At 66.6% G+C, this 18164-nt stretch carries 8 protein-coding genes; 1 reads left to right on the top strand and 7 read right to left on the bottom strand.

Going from position 1 to position 18164, the window contains the following annotated elements; all coding sequences use genetic code 11:
- Window positions 1–234 precede the first annotated feature (234 nt).
- Window positions 235–756: a hypothetical protein gene (locus tag ACFC0D_RS28935; protein ID WP_376441998.1), complete on the top strand. Its 522-nt coding sequence runs from the start codon at window positions 235–237 to the stop codon at window positions 754–756.
- A 47-nt stretch (window positions 757–803) separates the two neighbouring features.
- Here ACFC0D_RS28935 and istB read toward each other — a convergent pair whose 3' ends face one another.
- The 7 genes from istB to ACFC0D_RS28970 form a co-directional block, all read right to left on the bottom strand.
- Window positions 804–1556: an IS21-like element helper ATPase IstB gene (gene istB / locus ACFC0D_RS28940; RefSeq protein ID WP_376442001.1), complete on the bottom strand. Its 753-nt coding sequence runs from the start codon at window positions 1554–1556 to the stop codon at window positions 804–806.
- Window positions 1553–3157 carry an IS21 family transposase gene (gene istA / locus ACFC0D_RS28945; protein WP_376442066.1) on the bottom strand — a complete coding sequence of 535 codons (1605 nt, stop codon included), beginning with the start codon at window positions 3155–3157 and terminating at the stop codon, window positions 1553–1555. The genes istB and istA overlap by 4 nt, the downstream gene beginning before the upstream one ends.
- 712 nt (window positions 3158–3869) lie before the next feature.
- Complete coding sequence (locus tag ACFC0D_RS28950; protein ID WP_376442004.1) at window positions 3870–4496, bottom strand: hypothetical protein; 627 nt, start codon at window positions 4494–4496, stop codon at window positions 3870–3872.
- A 22-nt stretch (window positions 4497–4518) separates the two neighbouring features.
- Entirely contained in the window at window positions 4519–11109 is a 6591-nt protein-coding gene (locus ACFC0D_RS28955; RefSeq protein WP_376442007.1) for an RHS repeat-associated core domain-containing protein, read from the bottom strand.
- Between the two features lie 190 nt (window positions 11110–11299).
- Window positions 11300–14869 carry a LamG domain-containing protein gene (locus ACFC0D_RS28960; protein WP_376442010.1) on the bottom strand — a complete coding sequence of 1190 codons (3570 nt, stop codon included), beginning with the start codon at window positions 14867–14869 and terminating at the stop codon, window positions 11300–11302.
- Window positions 14870–15422: 553 nt separating this feature from the next.
- The gene (locus ACFC0D_RS28965; protein WP_376442012.1) at window positions 15423–16877 is read right to left on the bottom strand and encodes a hypothetical protein; all 1455 of its coding nucleotides are present in this window, start codon (window positions 16875–16877) and stop codon (window positions 15423–15425) included.
- Window positions 16878–17465: 588 nt separating this feature from the next.
- Complete coding sequence (locus ACFC0D_RS28970) at window positions 17466–17690, bottom strand: hypothetical protein (protein WP_376442014.1); 225 nt, start codon at window positions 17688–17690, stop codon at window positions 17466–17468.
- Window positions 17691–18164 lie beyond the last annotated feature (474 nt).

Here is an 18164-nt window from a genome sequence, read left to right on the forward strand (position 1 = left end):
GAACCTGTTCGGGGCGCGTGCCTGCTGCGAGGGTGGCGCGGGCGCGAGCTGCTTCAACCCGCACACGCTCCAGGTCGAACGGTGTCGACGGTCAGCGAATTCCCCAGGTCAAACGCCAAACAATTCCCCACCAGCTCGATGCCTCGGGCCGCAGGCGGGAGGTGCACCGCGCTAACGCCTGGCCGCCCTGATATCCGGTCGACGGGCCGGAGCCCGTTGCCCTACTCTCGCGCGGTGACGAACAACGTGGAGACTGGAGAGGACTTCCGTGCTCTGCTTCGGGGCCTCAGCCAGCGCTTCGAGGGCCTCGGCGCCGATGCGCCGGAGATCGACGACATCCTGCTCCGTTGGGCCGGCGCCCTTCCTGCCGAGGGTCCGGAGCCCGGCTGGCCGGGCCTGGCCGACCAGTTGCTCGGTGCGCTGGACGCGCCGTTGGCCGGGCTCGCCGGGCCCGCGCCCCTTGGGGACGAGCCGCCCGTCGCTTCGCCTGGAGAGCTACGAGTCCTGCTGCTGGCCCTGGCCGCCGACTTTGCCCGGGACCGCGCCTGGACGGCAGACCGGCTGGCCCGGGGGCTGTGGGCCGGTGACGGCGGCGGCTGGGCGAGCGGCTCGATGGCCCAGTTCCTGGAGTCGTGGGAGTCGTGGCTCGGTGCCATGCTCGGCAGGCCACCGGCGTTCCCGGGCGTCCCACCGATCGAACCGGTGACCTGGGCCTCTGTGGCTTGGCAGCTCAGTGCGGCCCGCATCTATGAGTGAAGGCCGCCGACCGGCCTGATCAGACCGGCCAAGCCCGGTCGGACGGGTCACTTGTCGGTGGGGTTCTTCGGCCGCTTGTTCGGGCGGTAGCTGGGACCGTTCATGATCACCTGGTGGCTGGTGTTGATCAATCGGTCCAGCAGCGACTCGGCGACGACAGGGTTGGGGAAGAGCGGATACCAGTCGCTGGGCGCCCGGTTGCTGGTGATGATCAGCGAGCGCCCCTGCCGCTCGGAGACCAGCTCGTAGAGGTCGTCGGCCTGGGCCGCGCTCAGCTGGCGCATGGCGAAGTCGTCCAGGATCAGGACATCGGGTCGGATCAGCTCTCGCATCCGCTTGTCCCAGGTGCGGTCCGCGTGGCCGCCGGCGAGCTCGGCCAGGACCCGGCTGGTCTTTGTGAAGCGGACGTTCGCGCCCTGGCGGACGGCGAGGTGGCCCAGGGCCTGGGCGACGTGTGTCTTGCCGACGCCCACCGGCCCGAACAAGATCACCGACTCGCCTGCATGAAGCCAGCGCAGGGCGGCCAGATCGCGGATCTGGGCCGCGGGCAGCTTCGGGGAAGCGGTGAAGTTGAATTCCTCCAGGGTGACCTGCTGCTCGAACTTCGCCTTCTGCAGGCGCCGTTGGAAGGCGACGGTCTCGCGGCGGGTGATCTCGTCCTGGCAGAGGACCTGCAGGAAGTCCAGGTGGCCGAGCTCACCACCGTGGGCCTGGATCAGCCGCGCGTCCAGGGTCTCCAGCATCCCGGACAGTCGCAGGGCCTTGAGCGACTCGCGCAGGGCGGTGTCCATCACGCTCATCGAGCAACCTCCTCGGCGTCGTCAGCGTCATCGCGGCCCGGGGTGCCCTCAAGCTCGCCGGAGATCTGGGAGGGGATGCTCGCGGCGAACAGGCCCTCGGGGCTGTGGAGGAAGGCCGCGGCCCCGGCGTCGCCCGTCTCCGGCTCGGGGTCGGTCTCGGTGCCCGCGATCAGGATGCCCTTGATAGTGCGGTAGGACGGGTCACCGACCGCGATGGCCTTGGTGCAGGCCGCCTCCAGCCGCTGGTCGCCGTACTTCTTCCGCAGCCCGAGGATCCCCTGGGCCGCGCGGAGCCGGTAGAGCGCGTTGACCTCCAGCAGCTGGTCGATCACCTCCCGGCAGGCGTCGCCGACCTCGGAGGACTGGCTGCGGCACCAGATCGGCGTCTTCATCTGGAAGGCGATCTTCTCCGGCGGGTAGTCGCCTCTGTCCGTGCGCTTGCCCTGTTCGAGGGCGGCGTGGGTCTTGACCAGCTCGCCCTCGTGGAAGACCTGGACCATGGTTGCGGTGGAGCGGACGTCGACCTTGCGGCCGATCAGCTTCCAGGGGACCGAGTAGAGGGTGCGGCCGACCTTGATGTGGATGTCAGGGCCGACCGCGGCGGTGGACCAGCGGGCCAGCACGAACGGCTTGTCCGGCAACGGCAGCAGGGCCTCGGCCTCCACCGCCTCGAACACCGACAGCGGACTCGCGCCGCCCAGCGGGCGGCACTGCCGGCGGCCGGCGGTCCCGGTCGACCAGGTCAGGGCCTCGGCCTGCATCTGCTCGACCGAGGTGAACGGGCGCCCGCTCCAGAACGAGTCGCGGACATACGGCATCGGCCGCTCGACCCGCGGCTTGTCCTTCGGCTTCGCCGCCCGGGCTGGGTCGACCAGGGCGCCGTAGTAGGTCGCGAGCTCGGCATACGACTTGTTGATCTTCGGATCGTAGAGGTCCGGCCGTTCCACCGCCGTGCGCAGGTTGTCCGGCACCAACCGCCGCGGGACACCGCCGAAGAACCGGAACGCTTCGACGTGGGCCTGGGTCCAGGCGTGCTGGTCCATGTGAACCACCGGTCGCACGAACATGTGCCGCGAGCAGGGCAGCACCATCACGAACGCCCAGATCCGGTGCCGCTTGCCGGTCGACGGGTTGATCCACTGCCCCAGGAAGCCGTAGTCGATCTGGGCCTCCGAGCCCGGCTCGACGTCGTCCCGCAGCACCGTCACCTTCGACCGGGCCGACTCGTCCGGGAGGTTCTCGGTCACCCACCGGCGGAACGTCGACAACGACACCGCCAACTTCCCCTCGTCTCTGAGGCGTTGATGGATCGTGGTCACCGTGGTCGTCTCCAGCAGCCCCTTGACCAGGTCGCGGTGCGGCTCGATCTCCGCCCACGTGACCTGGTTCAGCCGGCGCCGGGCCAGCTCCGGGAACCAGCTCTTGATCAGCTTTCCCCAGTCCGCCTCGCTCATGGGCGGCCCGCCCGGGGCCATCCCGGACGCCTCCGCCGGCGCCAGATACTTCCTGATGGTCTTGCGGTCCACCCCCAACGAGGCCGCGAGCTGGTTCTTCGACCGGCCCGCGTACCAGTGGACGTAGATCTCGACGATGTCGACCACGGTGAACGTTCTCCTTGCCATCCAGAGTGTCCGTCGACCTCTCGGCCTGTCGGTCGAGGGACGGTGACGACTCCGAGACGGTCAGGACCCTCAACCCGGCTCGGGGATGCCCAAGGGGAACCTGAACGATTCGGATGGAGTGATCACTCGCAGGTCAAACCACCTGATCTGGGGTATTCCAGGCTTCCACCGTGGTCAAGTTCCCCATGGGACTCGTGACCACGCCCCTGGCCAATTCCGTGACCACGAAGCCTCGGAAGTGGGGGAAATCGCTGACCGTTCACAGTGTCCGGCGAATCCGACCGCTTCCGGGTGCAGTGGAATGGCCTCGCCTGGTGCGACTGTGGCCGAATCCCCAGCAGTTCGACTGGCCACTCTCACCGGCACTCACACCCGACCAGGTCGACGACATCGGAAGCTTCACCCAGCCACTCCCCAACCGCTGACCCCACACCACACACTCACAGGTAGGGCGTGATGCTGGATCACGCCCTACCTGTCGTTCAGCGAGCTGCTTGCCAGCGTAGCGAGCGGACCTCAGCGCGCAACGGGTTCCCGCGCCTCGGCCCGGGGGAACCGCCGGGTTCCACGCGCGCGCTATCAGAGCGAGCGCGACGCCAGCCGACAAGAATGGGCACACCCCGGATCCGCTGGGGAGCGGTCCGGGGTGCCCGTCAGCAGGTGCAGTGATCCCCGAGGGCGTCCACAGGGGCTATTGAGAGCCGGCCTGAGAATGCTGCCGAATCCAGGAAATCAAGCTACGGGCGGCGCCATTTCGTTCCGCCTCTGCAAGCGCCTGATCGAGTTTCTCTGATGGCATGGTTTCAATGCCAACAAAGATCTCACAAAGGTCTTGCGACAGGGAAGATACTCCCGGTCGCGTCGGATTACGCAGCTCAGCAAGGAGCGAACCGAGGTCCAACATGCGAGCCATCTCTGGAATCACTTCATCGGTCAAGCATTCGCGAAGTGCGGATCCACATTCCTGTTCCATGCCGGCCCCATACGACCACATCCTCCGAAAGTAGCCATCATCCTCCGGATCATAAGACAGCCCTTCCGGGGGAAGGATGAATCGAGTCACGAAGGCCCCACTCCTGCCGGCAGGCCGCGCAGTATCGCCATCGTACCTGGTGACCCAGTCCCAGTAGACGGCGGGAATGACGCAGTACGAAACTCCGAATACGACCTTGCGCGAGTCGACGCGAATCTCTTCAAAGAAGAGGATCGCCGTGCTTCCGGAGCTTGAGGTCAGTTTGAAGTCGCTACCACTGCGCACCAATCCGTGATCCTTGGATACTGGCGCGGCGTAATTTCGAAGGAATGCTTTCAGGTTCACGAATTACGCTCCATGTAACTACTCATGCCGCGAGTCCGAAAAGCTGCTGCGTCGCAGCTATGCCGGTAATCGTAGCCGCTGCAGCGCCACCCTCAGGACCTATAGCGATGCCGCCCACCACGACGGCCCCCGCACCCATCACGATCATGGGAACGAGTATGGGGTCAAACCCTCCGTTAGATGCCTGGGGGATCGTCCCGAGGCCCGGCTGGTAGGTGGTGCCCGGATAAGCACCTGGTCCGGGGCCTGCGGAGGGCTGAGGTACGGGTTGCGCAGTCGCAAGCGGGGCGCTACCCATGGGATTGTTCGTCAGGACTCTTTTCCATGGCCTGCTTCGAGGCTTCCCATAGATGACCGCACCTTCCTGCGGTCCGATCACTTGATACCCATTCCCCACTCGGTAGGGGCCGCCGATAGTCCAACCCAAAACCGCTTTCATCCCCTCGGCTCGCATGCGACCCACGTACCACTGGGCTTCGGGGACGGCTTTACGCCACTCGCCAGCCGACTTCACTTCCCACACATACCAGACTCCATGCTTGGTATCGTATCCGAGAATGTCAGGTACCCCAAATGAGCAGTCAGCTCCTGGCTTCTTTCCTGGGTACATGCAGTCTTTGTTTGCTCCATCTATTTGCATGTTTGTGACCATCTGCAGCTTCACGCCGAGCCGTTTGGCCTGCTTCTGGATCTCGATGATCGCTCTAGCCTGTGCCTGATTGTGGACAGTTGTCTTGTTGCCATAGCGCCCAACAGGTGCAGCGGCAGCGGCAGCCGTCCCGACGTAGTCGTCTCCCTCCGAGGGGCTCTGCACGTCGCCAGGAACTGCACCGCCAAGTTGTGGACCATCACCCGGGTAGCAACTGTTTGCGAGGGATCCGCACACCTCTCGCAGACCTGTTGGGTCAGAAGAGGTCGACGGATGTTGGTTGGCGTAGCTGTAGCCGTTGAGTGACTGGTGCTGGTCCAGGGAGAGGATGGGGTCGACGCTGATGAACTGGCCCAGGGTGGGGTCGTATTCGCGGGCGCCGATGTGGGTGAGGTTGGTGCCGGTGTCGGTGGGCTTGCCGAGGAAGGTTTTGTCGTCGGGCCAGGTGCCGGCGGCGGCGCCTCGGGCGGCGCCGAAAGGGGTGGTGTAGCGCTTGGTGAGCGTCTGGGTGGTGTCGGCGGTGATGGAGAGGTTGCCGGTGTTGTGGTGGTCGGCGGCGAGGAAGTGGAGTTTCTCGGTGCCGGTTTCGTTGGTGCGCAGGGCGATGGTGGTGCCTGCAGCGGTGTAGTAGCGGTTGGCCCACTTCGTGGTGCCCTTGAGATGAACTTCGGTGGCACCGAGGTAGAGGACGGTCTCGCCATTGGCGCCGGAGGCTCGGCGGATGAGGAGTTGTCCGTCTGCGTCGTAGAGGTAGTCCGTTGCAGTGGCGCCTTCGCTGAGCTTGGCGAGCTTGCCCTCGGCGGACCAGGTCAGGGACTGGGGGGTGGTGCTGCCGACCGCTTCGACGCGGGTGGTGGTGTTGCCTGTGTCGTCGTAGGTGTACTGGGTGGTCTCGTCGGTGCAGTTGCCGTCGGTCGTGGTGGCTTTCAGCGCGTGTGTGCGGGTGGTGTCGTAGCAGTAGGTGCGGGTGACAGGGGTGGCGGTGTTCTGCGTATCTGTGGTCCGCTGGCCTGCTGCGTTGTAGGTGTAGGACGCCCAGTAGGGGGCGGCTCCGCCGAGGTTTGCGACGGTGCGGCCCGAGGTGGCGCAGTCGGCGGTCTTCGCGGTCCAGGCTTCGGTCAGGCGGCGCTGGCCGTCGTAGGTGAAGCACTGGAAGTCGGCGCCGTTGCCGGTGTCGGCGTGGTCGAAAATGGAGGTGACGTTGCCGGCCGGGTCGTAGGTGTAGGCGGTGTCACGCACCGCGCCGCGGGTCTGGTCGTCAACGTCCGCACCGATCAGACGGCCTGTGCCTTCTTCGTAGAAGTTGCTGAGGAAGGCCTTCTTGGTGCCGCTGGCGGTGGAGGTGCCCAAGGTGAGCTGCTGCACCTGGCCCAGGTCGGTGTAGGAGGCGGCCAGAAGGTAGCCGGAAGCGCCGGAGAGGCCGATGGGCAGGCTGAGGTTGTTGTAAGCGGTGCTGATGGTCTCCTCTGCGAGGCCGCCAGCTGCAGGTTCGATAACGCTGTTGACCGTGCCGTCGAGGCGGTAGTCGACCTTCGCCGTCGTGATGGCGTTGACTGCTCCGGAGGTGACGAGGGGGTCGTCAGCTGGGAGCGTCAGGCTGGCCGTGGTCGGCCGGCTCATGGGGTCGTAGTCGGTGACCTTCTTGGTATACGCCTTGCTGGCGGTCTGGCCCTTGCCGCCGGTGTAGCGGATGGAGGCGTCGGGCAGGCCCTTGAGAAGCGAGTCGTAGGTCCACTCCGCGAGGAGATTGGCGTCGCTCTTACTGTTCTGCCACAGGCCGGTCTTGCGGCCGATCTCGTCGTAGCCGTGGACGAGGAGCCGGCCTTCGGCATCCGTGGTGGTCTGGATCTGGTCGAGGTCTGTGTAGGACGTGGTGCCAGTGCCCTTGTCGGGGTCGGTTGTCGTGTCCTGCCGACCGTAGAGGTCGTAGGTGTACGACCAGTTGGCGCCGTCGGGTCCGGTGACCTGCTTTTGCTTGCCGTCGCGGACGTAGCCGTACTTCACCGAGGTGTAGGAGGTGCCGAGGGTCGCGCCGTAGGCGGTGTCGTCGGGCTGGGTTCCCGCGTAGGTGCGGGTCTCGGTGGTGCGGCCCAGGACGTCGGTGATGGTGCGGGTGGCGGTACCGCCCTGCTGGGCCGTGGTGGCCACGGAGTCGCCGGTGTAGGTGGTGACGACCGGGGCGAACTTCTGCACGCCCTTGACCAGGAGTGTGGACTTCACCTGGCGGCCGAGGCCGTCGAACTCCAGCTGAGTCTCCTGGGGTGCGCCACCGTTCTCGGCACGGGTCCAGGTGCTGTTGGGTGCGGTGGTGGAGTCGAAGATGTCGGCGAAGGTTTCGTAGGCGAGGCCGCGGTCGTTGTAGCGGGTGTCGGTCAGGATGCGGCCGCCGTTGGGGGCCGGGGACTGGGACTGGAGCGGGCGGAGCAGGGAGTCCACCAGGCTGTAGCTGGTGGTGTAGGTCTGACCGTCTGCCTTGAGGGTGGAGACCGAGGTCCAGGAAGGAACGTTGGTCTGGTTGATGCCGTAAGCGAAGGTCGCGGTGGCGGTGGCTCCTCCGGACTTGGAGCGGTTGGGCGCCCAGGTCGCAGTGACGCGGCCCAGCGCGTCGTAGGTGTACTCGGTCCGCTTGAGGTTGGCGTCCAAGGTATGAGTCACCGAGCCGCGCGCGGGATCGTAGTAGGTGTAGGCCTTGTGGGCCTGGCCGTTGGCGAGCGTCGGCTTGGTGACGATCACAGCGGTGAGGGGACCCGCGGCGGCCGGGAAGTAGGCCGTGGTGGTGACCTTGCCGGTGGCGTCAGTCGAGGTGAGGGGGCGGCCGAGCTTGGCGGTCGCGCCGTCGTAGGTGACCTTGGTCAGCGTCTGCCAGCCGGTGGGATCACGGTCGGCGGTGCTGCCTGCAGCGGCAGCCGCGTAGCCCTTGGCGCGGCCTGTCCAGGTGGGCAGGCCCAGCGTCGGGGTCTGGTCTGCGGTCCAGCCGGTGGCACTGGTGTTGTCGTAGACGGTGGCGGTGTCGGACAGGACGTCACCGCGCTGATCCGGGGCCTCGGCGCTCGTGTACTTGTGGGTGATGCCGGTGGGCAGCTTCAGCTGGTCGTCGGTGACTGAGCAGGCTTGGCCCACGGTGCGGGTGCGGGACACCAGGCCGGTAAGGCCCTTGGCGTCGTTGCGGGCGTACCAGGTACGCGTGCAGGTCTCGTCTCCGGCGGTCGTCCAGTCACCGTGGTTGTCCATACGGGTGACCATGCCGTAGCTGTCGTAAGCGTGGCTGACGGCCGTGGTGCGCCACTTCTTGGCGGCAGTCAGGTAAGTGTTGGAGTGCGACCGCGCATCGCGGACGTAGCCTGCCGTGACGTGTGCATACGACTTCTGCTGGCTGGCGGTCTGCTGGTACCAGAACTCGTTGACCTTGTTGCCGACCGCGAGGGCGCCGTCGTAGGTGATCTGCTGGCGCAGTCGGCCCGCATACTGCTCACGGTCGATGGCGTCGCCAACGGTCAGGTCGTCACCGTTAGTACCCGCGACATTGTCCAGATCGATGCCGGCGACAGTCACACTGCGAGTCAGGGGATTGCCGTTGGCGTCCTTCGCTTTGAGTCGGTCGCCGTGCATGCCCTGCATGTACAGGCTGACGGTCTTGGAGCGGGTGGCTCCAACCGAGCCGGTGTATGCGGTGACCTTCTGGTAGCCGCGCCAGGAGGACCAGGTGCGTTCCTTCTCCTTGGTGAAGGGGTCGTCGTTGTAGTGCCAGGCCGGGCCCTCGTAGGTGTAGGCGTGTTCCACGTTGGGGTTGCGGCCGGCCGGGTCAGCGGTGTTGACCGCGATCACCCGGTACTTGTTGAACCAGTCCAGCTCCGGCTCGCCGCCGTTGACCGGCCAGTACACCGGGTAGCAGGAGAGATTGTTGTTGTCCTCGGCTGCGGGCATCTTCGAGCCGCGCACGCATTCGGGCTCGGAGAATGCGACGGTGGTGATCGCGCCGGTCTCGGAGGTGATGTTGGACATCCGCGGGCGGGTCAGCGGCACGGCGTCGTCGCTGGTGGAGTCCACGCGGTTTGCGCGCTGCTGGTAGGTGAAGCCGATGGTCGGCAGGTCGATTGCGGTGCCGTTCTTGCCGGTCCGCTTCAGCCCGGTCAGGGTCCATACCTGGTCGGAGCTGTTGCCGATGTCCTGACCGTCGAAGATGTCCTGGGTGAAGGTGTAGGAGTCGACCGGCTTGTAGGCGTCGGGTTCGGCAGCCGTCGACCACACGTGGGTGTGGATGGCCGAGAGGATCTTCCGGGTGAAGAATGCCGGCCCGGTGGCCTTGCAGTCCGTCTCTGTGGATGAGCAGATCGAGTCGAAGGGGACGTCGGGCCACTTGTCGGCGGTGTCTTCGGTCAGGGTGCCGCAGCCGCTGCCGCTGTCCTTGCAGCGTTCCCTGTACCCGAAGGTCACTTTGCCTGAGGCGGTTCCGGTGAACAGGATGGTGGAGCGCTGGCCGTAGCGGATCTCGTTGAGGTAGCCGCCGCGTGTGTACGAGGCGAGCGCGGTTTTGTCGCCGTTCTTCGCGTAGTGGTTGGTGTCGGCCGTGTACCAGTAGGTGGAGGCGTTGCCGTGGACGTCCTCGACCAGGTCGAGGTTCCAGCGCCATGCCTGCTGCTTGGAACGGCCGGAGAACGAAGTGCCGGCGGAGTAGCCGGGTTCTCCCGCGTCGTCGCCGAAGACCGGGACCGTCCAGACCGAGTTGGCGTGTTCGCTACCTGCCCCAGCGAGCTTGTTCAGGCCAAAGGTGTAAGTAGTGCCGTCACCGGTGACTACCTCCCAGTACTCGCCGACGCCGTCGACCGAAGAGTCGCCGTCGTCGCCGTTGTCGGCGCCGGTGGCGTGGGTGACCGTGGAGGCGTCATCGTCTTTCAGTCGCCACTTGCCGCTGGTGTCGTCTTTGACCAGTTCGGTGGCCTTGCCGTTCAGGACGAGGGAGGCGTTCTCGTACTTCCAGCACTGGTCGTTCTTGTCGGTTTGGCCGTCGTCGTCGCACGAGCCGTACTTGCGCTCGATGTACGACGAGGTCAGATCGAAGCCCTCGCCGACCAGCGAGCCCTGGTTGTTGGTGTTCGCCGTGCGTCCGTCGATGCTGCCCGAGTCGTAGGACAGTGACAATGAGGGCGTCGGGCCTGCGGCCGTCGGGGGAACGGTGATCGGATAGGACCAAGTGAACGCGCCCGAGGAGCTGCCGGCCTCCCAGGAGGAAGAGCTCGACAGCGGGGTCGCCTTGTAGTCACCCGCGCCCTTGTCCGAGCCGCCCGTCGTGGTGGCAGCCAAGGCCATCACCCGTGGAGCGGTGTCGACCCGCGTCAGACTTGCGGTGACCGTCTGCTTCTCGGCGTTGTTCTCTGAGGGAACCGGGGTGGCCTCTCGGCACTCCGCCTTCTGAGGTGTGGTCAGCGCGCACGCCGGCAGCGACACGAGTCCCAGCCGAGTGGCCCAGGCACCGCCGATCGCTGAGCCGAAGGTGCTGTAGTCGATCTCCACGTCGGCTGCGCCCGGCTGCTGGGCGGCCACGGTGAACAGCACGCCGGTGATTCCGGCTGCCCGTGTGGTGTTCTGGTCGAGCACCTTCACGGTGGAGGTACCGGCTGCGGGGCGCTGCACCATGTGTGCTGCCCCTGTCCCCTCCGTACCACGAACCTCTACCAACGCGGCGCTCGCAGGCTCGGAACCGGAGCCGAGTCGGCCCGTGAGGGTCTGTGCCTTCGGCCAGGTGCTGCGGGCGCGCTCCGCATCGGCCCGGGTTGCCAGCTGGCGGTTGGCCGCCCGCTCTCGCGCGACCGTGGCACGTTCCTTCTTTGCGCCCGGCTCAGTGACGGCATACACCTTCACAGGAGTGGACGCGGGCACTTCTGGACGTCCCGGCAGCTCTGCTGCCTGTGCCAAGGGCATCAGGGGCGTGGGTATCGACAAGGCGAACGCCAGCGCGCCGATCACGGCGCCTTGGCGTCTGCGTAGACGCGTACGTCTGGACACGACGAAACGACTCCTTCTGATCACTCGATCAAGGTGAGGAAAATGGGGAAACCTGGACAGAAGCCCGGACAGTCAGCCGTGACCGGGGCAGAGCGCTCTTTCGCGCCCCGCCCCGTTGCTCAGGCATGTGTGCGAGTGGGGCCCCGCCGGTTCAGCTACCGACGACGGCTTCCAGCTGCTGCTCATTGGTCAGGGCTCCAGCCCACAGGCGGATGTCGCTGATCCGACCGGGCAGGTAGCTTCCCCAGGCGCTGTTGATCCAGCCCTTGCCGACGGTGAAGCCCGATCCGACGGTGGACTGATAGGCCAGTGGGACACTCTCCTGGACGCCGCCGACATAAAGCCGGATGGTCTGCGAGGTGGCGTCGAAGACGCCGGTCAGCCGGATTTCGCCCTCGGGGGTGAGGAGTTCCTCGCTGCGCACGGAGACACCTGTTCCGTCGGACGTCAGGCGACCGAAGTGCCAGCGTCCCACCGGAACCTGTTTGATGATCACCTCGCCGGTCTCCTCGTCGATCACCGGATCGTCGCCGGCATCGACTTCGGCGTCGCGCATTCCGGTCTTCTCGAACCAGATGCCCCACGAGGATCCCGTACCGGTCTGCTGGCCCAGGACCTGCATGCGGGACCCGTTCGGCATGGTCTCCAGCTTCTTCGTGTCCAGGTCCACGGCAGTGGACACGGTGAAGGAGCCGGTGTCGTCCACCAGGGGACGGTCCGTCGAGGCGGAGTCGTCCACTCCGTCCAGGACGATGTCCTCACCGTTCAGCGAAGCGCCTGAGGCCATGGTCAGCGTGCTGCCGTAGCCGCTGGTGTCCTGCAGGGAGGAGCCGGTACCGCCCGCCGGGTTGTACTGGGCGACCAGTTCGACGTAGCCCCAGTCCTGCGCGTCCTTCGCCCCGGCCTCGACCGCCATCTCCTCTGGCGACAGCGGCCGCTGCCACATGGCCACCTCGTCGATCTGCCCGGGGAAGTAGTCCACGTAGGAGCCCGCGTACTTGGCGCGTCCGACCTGAAGACCGCCGGTCGAAGCCAATACGCCTGTAGTGAAGGCCTTGCTTCCCTGCGGGACGCCATTGACGTAGAAGTTGATCTGCTTGGTCGCGGTGTTCACCACAACGCCGAGGTGAGTCCATGCCTTGGGCTGCGGGGGCTTCAGCGCGTTGACACGCTGTGTGCCGTTGCTGTCGGCTAGCCGGACGCACCAGGTCTGAACGTCCGCGCAGTGACTCAGGAAGAACGTGCTGCTGGTGGCGCTGTCCTGCCCCAGGACCGTGGCGTAGGTCGAACCGGCGGTGTCCAGTCGTGCCCAGGCTGTCATGGTGTAGGAGGCCTGGGTCTCGACGACCTGCTTCGTGGTCGATGCCGCTCCCTGGGCGGTGCTGGTCAGCGACAACGCCTTGTCCTGCGACTTGGAACCGTCCGCTGCAGTAAGTTCTCCTCGCCGCCCTTGCTCGGTCCGGGTCGCGCCGGAAGCGGTGAGGGTCAGGTTGTTCTGCAGCGCGGTGTTGGTGGTGGAGGTGTCCAGAGCCGCTCCGGACGCCTCGTTGAAGTCCCAACGGCCGACAGGTCCTGATCCCTCACTGACCAGGAACTTCACCGCCGCCTCACCGACACGCCCCAGGGAATCCTTGGCCTGAACGTTCAGGACGAAGGTGCCCGACACCGGAGGGGTGATGCTGGTGGTGTACGACCCTGAGGTAGCGGCCTTCCAGCCGCTCCAAACCGTTTCAGTCGAAAGCTTGTACTGGTAGTGGGTGTTCGAGTCACCCGTGGCAGGACTGAAGGTGAAAGAGCCGGCCTGCCCCGGAGCACCGGCCGGCACGCAGGAACCGCCCGTGACGCACTCGGAATACACCGAGTTGAACGTCACGACCGGAGCCTTGGGAGCGGTGGGATCCACCTTGAAGTAGCACCAGGAGGCGCCGCCGCTGCTGAGCGGCTGGGTATATGACGTGTTCGGGTAGGACTGGGTGTTAACGGTGAAGCGGTAGAGGGTGCCCTCCTTGAGAGCTACGTTCCATTCCTTCGGCTGGTTCGGGAAGTCCTTCGCCACCGTGCTGTAGGAGAGGTGGCCCGTGGTCGGTGCCAGGGAACCCGTCGTCGGCTGCGGCGCATCGAACCATGTGCCGTCCGGGTTCTTCCCGTCCACGTCGAAGTACAGCCGCAGCATGCCGCCGCTCTCTCCACCGGACACCGTGCGGGGCGTCGCCACGAGGATCGGCGTGAGATCGGAGATCGTGGTCGGAGCGGACTCGGACTTGCTGCAGATCTGCGTGGAGCCCGAGGGAAAGCCGTGCTCGGCCGGCGTCGCCGGCTTGCTCACGTACGTCACCCTGATCACGGCATCGTCGTCGAAACGCTTCCAGGAGACCGTGTCCGTCTCGTCCTTCGCCATCAGCATCAGCGTCAGCAGGCTCAGCTTGCCATCGGCGAACGACCTGACCGTTGACGTCAGGTTCTCGTCCGTCTCCTGCGGGTTGTCGTTGAACTCGATCACCGCACGCGGCTGGGAAGGAGAACAGGCCGTTCCCCGGCCGGCCGAGACGTAGCGGTCGCCGAGCTGGTCCAGGATGGCAGGGCCCGGCCACTTGGACGACGAGGAGATCGGGTTGGTGCGCTCCAGGTCCACCCAGCGTCCGCTGCAGGAGAACGACCAGGTCTCGGTCACGGCGAAGGTGGCGTCCAGGACATGCTTGCCCTTGAGGGCCCCGGGCGTGAACTCGAAGTACATGCGGTTCACGTAGCCCGTACCGCAGTAGTACGACACGCCGCCGATCACTGCGGAACCGCACTTGCCGACGCTCATGCCGTTGTCGCCGCCGGAGAAGTTGTAGAAGACGTCGCCGTCGGAGGAGAGCACCGTGCGCTCCGACTCGTTCAGCTCCACCGACGGGTCGATGTAGAGCGGAAAGTCCTCCGCGTCGGTGGCGGCGATCAGGTCGCTGTCAGGCACGACCGTCAGTGAGTCCTGGGCCAGCTCCACATCCATGACTGCGGCCTTGTCGCCGGCCCCAGGTCCGGCCAGCGGGTCACCCTCCTCCGCAGGAGCCACAGGCTCCGGCGTCGTCTCCTGCGCGGAGGTGTCTTCGGAAGATGCCTCGGACAGAGCCCGGAAGCCCGCGCTCTGCGTGCTCGCTCCTGTGGCCGTAGCCGCTGCGTTGTCGTCGCCGGCGGAGTTCCACATCTGGGCGGTCGGCGAGCGGAAGACCACCTGGCCGTTGCCGTCCAGCGCTTCCACGCTGCCCACCGCGCCCTCACGCAGCCGCAGCCCGTCGACCTTCAGGCCGTACTCGATCGACTTCAGCTCGGGCAGCGCAGCCGCCTGGGGAGTCTCGACCTCCAGTACCTGTCGGAAGCCCTCAACTGTCGCAGTCAGGATCAAGTTCACGTCCGGCAGGACGTTCTCGTAGACGACGCGCTCACCATCGAGCCGGGGCTCCGGCAGTTGACCAGGCCAGCCCATCGACACCGACTGGCCGTCCTGCCCGATCGTCACCAGGCCTTCGCCCGCACCGCCACCGGAGAACGACAGGTCCACCACGGCAGCCTTCGGGCCGACCGAACCGTCTTCGCGCCGTACCAGCGTCGCGTCCGGCTTCGCCCAGCCGTTGCCTGTGTCCACCCGGACCGGAACGATCGACTTCTCCAGCGTGAACGTCGCACCATCCGGGTTCGCGAACACGGTCTCGCGCTCAGTCCGCTCCCCCAGCACCTCCACCCGATCACCGGATGCAGCAGCGGCCTTCAACGCCTGCTCGGACTCCGTCAGAGTAGCTGCCGGAGCGTCATCCGCCATAGCAGGGCCAGCGGTCAGCGTCGATGCGACGCTCGACAGGACCAACCAGGCCGTCGTCAGAGCGAGTACACGCCCTCTTCCATGGGCCCGCTTCGCGCCCCTCAGTCTCACTTTCAATCCCCACCCGTAGCTGCAGCCGACACGAAACACCCTCGGTCCGGCACGACATGCAACTCAGACGCATGCGAAGTGGAGATCAAGAAGTTTTCGTGACGTTCGTGTGGAGTGATCCAATGGGCTGGATGACGCCCTGTCAACGCATCTGACCTGCACATATGAGTCCTGCCTGCGGACGCGGATCAGACATCTCCTACCGACTGCCGCGAGCAAAGCGGACACATCCCCCAACGCGGAGTGACGGAGACCACAAAGACTTGTATGTGCCTGGGGAACCTTCCGCCAAGAGTCGCGATGGTGGAGCACAAGCGCCTGCCGACAAGCGCGAGTTTCGGCGCTCCGATCGCGTCGTGCCGGGTCAGTCCCCAGCGGGCCGGAGGAAGTCAGCGCCAACGGTCCTGGCTGTCTCCTCGACCGCGTCGCGGTTGTTGTCCGCAGTCGTGAACAGGACCATGCCCATGCTTCCCTTGTCGGCCCACACGCACATCGCCCGCGGCGTGCCGGTGGCCACCTCGGTGTACCTGAGGCACCGCATCCAGCCCTCGTACGGGCCGGCCCCGGCCCGCCAGGTGTCGTGGACGACGCCGTCCCCCTCCGTCTCCATGGGGAGGATCCCGCCGTCGTACACGTACGACTCCCGCATCTCGTGGAAGTCTCCCGTCGTGACGGCCACCAGGTACTCGGCGGCAGCGTCCACAGCGGCCTCTTCCGCGACGTACACGCGGGCCGTCGATTCCTTCAGCTCACCCTCGGGCACAGCGCCGAACGGATCGAACTCCGCGCGCAGGTCGAAGCCTTTCAAGCCCCGGTAGGTGTCGTGGGCGACGATGTCGTAGCGGGGATAGGCGAGGGAGGAGGCGTACGCGGTGACGCCAACGGCCAGCAGGAGCGCGAGTCCGGCTCCGGCGAATGCGTACTCGCGGCGCGTGACGCGCGGCACGGGCGGCAGCTCCAGCGGCCCGCGACCGTCGCTCCCGGCGCCCGCTTCGTCACCGGGTACGGCCTCGGTATCGGCGGTGGCCATCCGCTCGGCAGCCCGCTTACGGGCGGCCCGCAGGTGTTTGCGGAGACCGAGGAACGGCAGGCACAGCAGCAGCCCCGCTCCGGTTGCCACGCCGTATGGCACCGCCGGCAGGACGGTGATGCGCAGGATGATCAGCCCAGTGAGGACCACACCTGCGGCGAAGCGGTATTCCAGGCCCCGGCGCAGCAGCAGGCGCGCCCAGGTCCGGCCGGTGGCGGCGAGGACGCCGGTCGTCTCGGCGAGCACGGCGAGCCGTAGGTCGCGCGGGGCTGCGGCGGCCCACTGCGCGGCCTGGGCGGCGGCAGCCTGAGGCGTGGGCGCTTCGGCGAAGGCACGGGCCGCGTCGAACGACTGAACCCGGCGCACCGAGGCACGGTTCTTGGTGTTCGTGGAAACGGAGCTTCCCGCAGCCTCGGCCCGCAGCAACTCCGGTGAATTCGGCGCGAGTTCTCGCAGACGGGCGAGGAGCACGGGGCCCCGGGCATGTCGCCCCGGCCGGTCCAGCGCGTCGGTGCGTGCACAGAGTTCCGCGTACCCGGCGAGCAGACCTATGTCGCCCGGGAAGGTGTCCAGGCCCTCGCGGAACACCCGCTCGGCCGCGTCGTCGTGGTCGTCGTCGTCCTCGGCCAGATGAGCACAGGCCAGCGCGAGGAGGAGCCCGGCGTCGGGCCCTTCCGCGCCGAGCGCGGTCCGCGCGGTGGCCCGTGCCTCGGCCGGCCGGCCGGCGGCGACAAGCGCGTCGACCCGCCCCCGCACGTCGTCACGCACGTTGTCCTTGTTGTCGTTCAAGAGTCCCCACCCCTGGTACAGCAGGCCGGACGAACACGGCCGCGAGCGCCACTATCACCCGAACCGGAATTCTGGTCAACCAGAGTCCTGGCCTCCTGACCTCCTCCCTTGCCACACAGCAACATGCAACCGGACGCACTTCAGGAACCTTCGCCGCTTGATCTCCGACACCGTGGACGGCGTGCAGGACCGCAGGTGGAGCACGACCACCAGTGGCCGATCGACACGGGGAGGTAGTGGGAGCGGCGTACCGCGGGGTGGCGATGACGACTTCTTGGGGAGTGGTTTGTCGAGAAGTCCGGGAGGCCGGCCGCGAGCTGGAGCTCGTGCGCAAGACCCCGGGCCGGCCCGGATCCAGGAAAGCAGGGGCAACAGGATGTAGAAGTACAGGCGGTCGCCCCCGGTCAACCCTGATCTCTCAGCAGAGGCTGCTACCGAAGATCCCCCCAGCCGGGCAAGCAAACTGGCCACGATGGCCACTACAGCGCCGACGCACGTCCAGGTGACACGGTCGGCCACCTGGCAGACGTTCGCCCCCGCCGGATCACCAGCGGGGACGAACGCGGGAGAACCGAGCTCGCACCCGTGTCAGTCCCAGCAGAACTGCCAGGTCCCGGAACGGGTCCAGCGGTTCGCCCAAGAGGCGGTGTCGTTGCCGTCCGGGCAGTACGCATACTGCTCGATCGCCGTCTCAGCCACCGCCTCCGGGTCGAGGAGCTGCCCAGCACGTTCCCGCGAGGCACGGACACGCGGATCCATGAGCTGCAACTCACCCGCGATCGCCTGATTCACATCGTCTGTTGCACCGTCCACGAACGTATCCTCACCGAGCCCACCAGCCCCGCCGCAACCGAATTCCGCTGGCCGCCGCGTGGGACCTGGGAGGACACCCTGACTGTCACCGATACCCAGGTGATCACCCGCAGAGCAGCGGCGTGCTCGATGGTGCGGATTGGTTGCCTCGCCGGGATTCGAACCCGGGTTTCCGATTCCGGGCGAACCGGAGACCGGTGTCCTTGGCCGCTGGACGACGAGGGATGTCCGGCATCGTACAGGTTGGGCTGAAGCGGCGCCCCAGGGTACCGATGTCAGGGCGCTGGTGACGCGGAGATCGGTCAGGGCATGCTCCAGAAGTCCAAGGAGTTCGCGGCTTCTGGGAACCGCGTCTACCTGCCCCTCGCGGACTGAGCAAGCGGCTGGGTAGCTCCGCTTCGGACGGGGCTACCCAGCTTCTCGCCGTATGAGACCACGCACCTGCTGAGAAGCGGCAGCAGGCCGGTTTGCCTT

Source organism: Streptomyces sp. NPDC056222, assembly GCF_042264065.1.
GTDB lineage: Bacteria > Actinomycetota > Actinomycetes > Streptomycetales > Streptomycetaceae > Streptomyces.